General features: G+C 70.2%; 2 protein-coding genes. Both read left to right on the top strand.

Annotated elements, in window-relative coordinates:
• Window positions 1-2,566, top strand: a 2,566-nt coding sequence (locus AB0958_RS44385) for a KR domain-containing protein (protein ID WP_366896172.1), incomplete at its 5' end; no start/stop codon positions are given.
• A 705-nt stretch (window positions 2,567-3,271) separates the two neighbouring features.
• Window positions 3,272-5,404 carry a type I polyketide synthase gene (locus tag AB0958_RS44380; protein WP_366896171.1) on the top strand — a complete coding sequence of 711 codons (2,133 nt, stop codon included), beginning with the start codon at window positions 3,272-3,274 and terminating at the stop codon, window positions 5,402-5,404.
• Window positions 5,405-5,445: the final 41 nt, after the last annotated feature.

Here is a 5,445-nt window from a genome sequence, read left to right as displayed (position 1 = left end):
GGTCCGTTTCGGTCCCGCGATCGCCGATCTCCTGGCCGGCGGTCACACCGTCTTCGTGGAGTCGAGCGCTCACCCGGTTCTGGTCCAGCCGGTCAATGAGATCGTGGACCAGGCGGATGACACGGTCCGGCTGCGTGCTGTCGTCGGTGGCACGCTGCGCCGTGACGAGGGCGGTATGCACCGGCTGTTCACCTCGATGGCCGAGCTTTTTGTCCGGGGCGTGCCTGTGGACTGGGTGGCGATGCTGCCGTCCGGTGCCGGTGCATCGCAGGTCGAGCTCCCGACGTACGCCTTCGATCGACGTCACTACTGGTTGCAGGAGGCCGACAGCACCGAAGGCAGCGGCGCCTCGGGCGAGGACCCCGACGCGGACTTCTGGAGCGCCGTCGAGCGGACCGACGCGGACTCGCTCGCCGGGCTGCTCGCCCCGGACTCCGCCAGTCTGCGAGACGCCCTGCGTACTGTCGTGCCGGTGTTGGCGGACTGGCGCGGCAGGCGCCGGCAGCGGTTCAGCGCTGAGCGCCTCCGCTACGCCATCACCTGGCGGCCTCTGGACCGGGAGATGTCGGGAGTACCCGCGGGCCGCTGGCTCGCCGTACTGCCGCCGGGACGCCTGATCGAAGGCGCGACCGATTTCCCGGCTGACTCCACGGCCGGCTCCCAGGTGGCCGAGCTCCTCGCGGCCCTCGGTGCCCAGGGACTCGACATCGTGCCCTTGGAGACTGCTCCCTCTACTTTCACCCGCACGGGGCTCACCGAGCAGTTGAGCGGCATCCGAGCCGAGTACGAGCCGGCAGGAGTTCTCTCTCTGCTCGCCCTCGACGGCACGCAGGACGCCACTGTCACCGCCGCCAGGACCCTCGCGCTGATTCAGGCACTCGGGGACGCGGGCGTCGACGGGCCACTGTGGTGTCTGACCCGGGGCGTGGTGAACACCGGTATCCAGGACTCCGTCACCGATCCTGGCGAGGCCGCGCTCTGGGGCCTGGGCCGCGCCGTGGCCCTTGAACACTCCGACCGGTGGGGCGGCCTGATCGACCTACCGGCTACCGCCGACGCCCGCACCGCGCAGTATCTAGTGGGCGCGTTGAACGGCGTGGCGCGGGATGACCAGCTCGCCGTACGCCGCTCCGGCATCTACAGCAGGCGGCTCACGCGCAAGCCCGCACCCGAGGCGCCCGCCGACGGCGGCTGGCAGCCTCATGGCACAGTCCTTGTGACCGGCGGCGCCGAGGCCCTCGGCGCACATGCCTCGCTCTGGCTCGCCCGGTCCGGCGTGCGCCGTCTCATCATCACGACCACGGCTCAGGCGCCCGCCGACGCCGTCACCAAGTTGCTGGACAGGCTCGCGGCCACCGGGGTGGAGACGACAGTCGTCTCCTGCGCCGACGCCGACCGTGAAACGCTGGCCCGACTCATCGCCGAGACCCCGGAGGAACAGCCGGTCACCGCCGTCGTACACGCCGCCGATACCGCCTGGACCAGCAACATCGCCGACACCGGCCTCGCCGACCTCACCGAGGTCTTCGCGGCCAAGGTCGACACCGCTGTATGGCTCGACGAACTGTTCACCGACACCGGCACCGACGCCGGCAGGGCCCCGCTCGATGCCTTCGTGGTCTTCTCCTCGATCGCCGGAATCTGGGGCGGTGGTGGCCAGGGCGTCTCTGGCGCGGCCAACGCAGTCCTGGATGCCCTGGTCGAGCGGCGCCGCGGCCGAGGACTCGCGGCCACCTCGATCGCCTGGGGAGCCCTCGATGAAGTCGGCCCTGCCATGGACGAGGCGACCCTCGCGCAGCTGCGCCGCCGCGGTGTCCTGCCGATGACCCGACAGATCGCGATGACCGCGTTCGAACAGGCCGTGGAAGCGCGGGAGAAAGCCGTGACGGTCGTCGACATGGACTGGGAGGCGTTTATCCCGGCGTTCACCTCTGTTCGGGTCAGCCCGCTCTTCGCCGACCTGCCCGAGGCCGCCGCCGCCCTGCGTGCCTCCCAGCCCGATGCCGAGAACACCAGCATCACCTCATCCCTGGTGGACTCCCTCCGCGACGTCCCCGAGGCGGAACAGAACCGTCTCCTGCTCCGGCTGGTGTGCGGCCAGGCCTCGACCGTCCTCGGACACAGCAGCACGGACAGCATCGGTCCGCTCCAGTCCTTCCAGGAGGCCGGTTTCGACTCGCTCGCCGCGGTCAACCTCCGCAACAGCCTGCACGTGGCCACCGGTCTACGCCTGCCCGCGACCCTCATCTTCGACTATCCGACCCCGGACGCCCTCGTCGGTTTCCTGCGCTCTGAACTGCTGACGGAAACGGGCGACGACGACCTGGACATGCGGGAGGACGATCTGAGGCGCGTACTCGCGGAGGTTCCGCTCGCCAGGTTCCGGGAGGCCGGCCTTCTCGACATGCTGCTCAGCCTCGCCGGTCCCGAGGGCGGCTCCGCCCCCGGGGTGACGACTCCCGAGCCAGACCCGGTGATGGCCGCCGCTGAGGACGACGCCGACCTGATCGACGTGATGGACGTCGCCGACCTCGTCAAGCGCGCCCTGGGGAACGACCCCGACTGATCACCTGACGTGAACCATGTCCGACGTGGTGAGGCGGACGTTGATCCGCGCCGTGCGCCCGGGCAACCCTGTGTGCCGCCTCGCCGAGCAGGTGCCTCATATCCGGATAGTCACTGCGAAAACGGAACAATCGTATGGACCCGGTGGGAGCCCTGCACCACTTCCTGGACGCGACCGGGGAGCTACCAGACCAGGGGATGCCCCGCGAAGGCGGCTCTGTCTAATCTCGTGGAGGCAGCCCACGATATTCGCGGACCCTCTGCAGTCACAGAATTGCCCAGCAACAAATTCAGGGGTCATTATGTGTGTCTTCTCTTTTTCGCATCGATGTGAGCGTCCGCGATGAGGGTTCCGCGCCGCGTCAACTGACCTCGTACTTCGCAGCCGCCCGCGACCCGCATCTTCGACTGTCCGACCCCGGACGCCCTCGTCGGTTTCCCGCGCTCTGATCAGGTCGCGCTCCCCTGGTTCCGGGGAGGCCGGCCTTCTCGACATGCTGCCCAGCCCTATTGGTCCCGAGGACGGCTCCGCCCCGGGGTGACGACTCCCCAGCCAGACCCGGTGATGCCCGCCGCTGAGGACGACGCCGACCTGCGCGACGTGATGGACGTCGCCGACTTCGTGAAGCGCGCCCTGGGAAACGACACCAACTGACCTACCGACATTTGGTTTACCGACAGCGACAAAGACGGAGGACCTACCGAGATGGCGGCACCGGACGAGCAGATCGTCAACGCACTGCGTGCCTCGCTCAAGGAGAACACGCGGCTCCAGCAGGAGAACCAGCGTCTCTCCGAGTCCTCGGCCGAACCCATCGCGATCGTTTCGATGGCCTGTCGGTACGCGGGCGGCATACGCACCCCCGAGGACCTGTGGCGGGTGGTGACCGACGGCACCGACGTCTACACCACCTTCCCCGAGGACCGCGGCTGGGATCTGGAGGGCCTCTACCACCCCGACCCGGACAACCCCGGCACGACGTATGTCCGCGAGGGCGCGTTCCTGCACGACGCCGGACAATTCGACGCCGCGTTCTTCGGGATATCGCCGCGCGAGGCGCTCGCGATGGACCCGCAGCAGCGGCAGCTCCTCGAAGTCTCCTGGGAGGCCCTCGAACGAGCCGGCATCGACCCGCACTCCGTACGCGGCACTGACATCGGCGTGTTCGCCGGCATGGTCCACCAGGACTACGCGCCCGACCTCAGCGGCCTCGAAGGCTTCCTCAGCCTGGAGCGCGCCCTGGGCACCGCGGGCGGCATCGCCTCGGGACGGGTCGCCTACACACTCGGCCTCGAAGGCCCCGCGGTCACCGTCGACACCATGTGTTCCTCCTCCATGGTTGCCATCCACCTGGCCGCCCAGGCACTGCGGCGAGGCGAGTGCTCCATGGCCTTGGCCGGCGGCGCCACCGTGATGGCGACCCCCGGCGGATTCGTCGGCTTCGCCCGGCAGCGCGGCCTCGCCTTCGACGGCCGCTGCAAGTCGTACGCGGCCTGCGCGGACGGCTCCAGCTGGGCCGAGGGAGCAGGTGTGATCCTGCTCGAGCGGCTGTCGGAAGCACGCCGCAACGGACACCGGGTCCTCGCGGTGATCCGCGGCTCCGCCCTCAACCAGGACGGCGCTTCCAACGGTCTGACGGCGCCCAACGGACCCGCGCAGCAGCGCGTCATCCGCAAGGCGCTGGAGAGCGCCGACCTCACTACGGCCGACATCGACATGGTCGAGGGCCACGGCACCGGCACCGTTCTTGGTGACCCGATCGAGGCGCAAGCCCTGATCGCCACGTACGGCCAGGACCGGTCGGAGGGCAGGCCGCTGTGGCTCGGCTCGGTCAAGTCGGTGATCGGCCACACCCAGGCCGCCTCCGGCGTGGCCGCAGTGATCAACATGGTGCAGGCACTGCGGCACGGCGTCATGCCCGCCACCCGGCACGTCGACGCCCCCACCTCGCAGGTGGACTGGACGGCGGGCTCGGTGGAGCTGCTGACGGAGGCCCGCGCGTGGCCAGAGGTGGGCCGGCCGCGCCGGGCCGGTGTGTCTTCGTTCGGTGCCAGCGGTACGAACGCCCACCTGATCCTGGAGCAGGCGCCGGAAGAAGCGCCCGCCGCCGAAACTGCCTCCGGCCCCTCTCCGGCTCCAGCCGTCGACGGCGTGGTGCCGCTGGTGCTGTCGGCGGCCACGGCCGCCTCGCTCACCGGCCAGGCGGAGCGTCTGCTTTCGTTCGTCGAGGCGACCGGCACAGTCGCGCTCGCCGACGTGGCGGCCGCATTGGCCACCGGCCGGGCGACGCTCGCCGAGCGCGCGGTCGTCGTGGCCGACTCGCCCGAGGAGGCCCGGGCGGGCCTGGGCGCGCTGGCGCGCGGCGAGGCCGCGCGCGGTGTGGCCGTCGGCAGCGCGTCGACGCCGGGCGGGGCCGGAAAGGTCGTGCTCGTCTTTCCCGGGCAGGGTTCGCAGTGGGCCGGTATGGGCCGCGAACTCCTCGATTCCTCACCGGTGTTCGCGGAGCGGATCGCTGAGTGCGCGGCGGCGCTCGAGCGGTGGGTCGACTGGTCGCTGGTGGATGTGCTGCGGGGGGATGCTCCTGCCGAACTCCTCGAGCGCGTGGATGTGCTGCAGCCTGCGAGCTTCGCTGTGATGATCGGCCTCGCCGCCTTCTGGTCGTCGGTCGGTGTGGTGCCGGATGCCGTGGTCGGCCACTCGCAGGGTGAGATCGCGGCCGCGTGCGTGGCGGGCGCGCTGTCCCTGGAGGACGCCGCTCGCATCGTGGCCGTACGCAGTCAGGTCATCGCCGCAAGTCTGGCGGGCCGTGGCGGTATGGCGTCGGTGGCGCTGTCTTGAAGACACCCTGGGACACCGATGTCCTGGTCGTAGGATCAGGC

The sequence above is a fragment of the Streptomyces sp. NPDC006655 genome (genome assembly GCF_040703965.1).
Classification (GTDB): domain Bacteria; phylum Actinomycetota; class Actinomycetes; order Streptomycetales; family Streptomycetaceae; genus Streptomyces.
The sequence above is the reverse complement of the archived record's forward strand: the minus strand, read 5'-3'. Positions and strand labels throughout refer to the sequence as shown.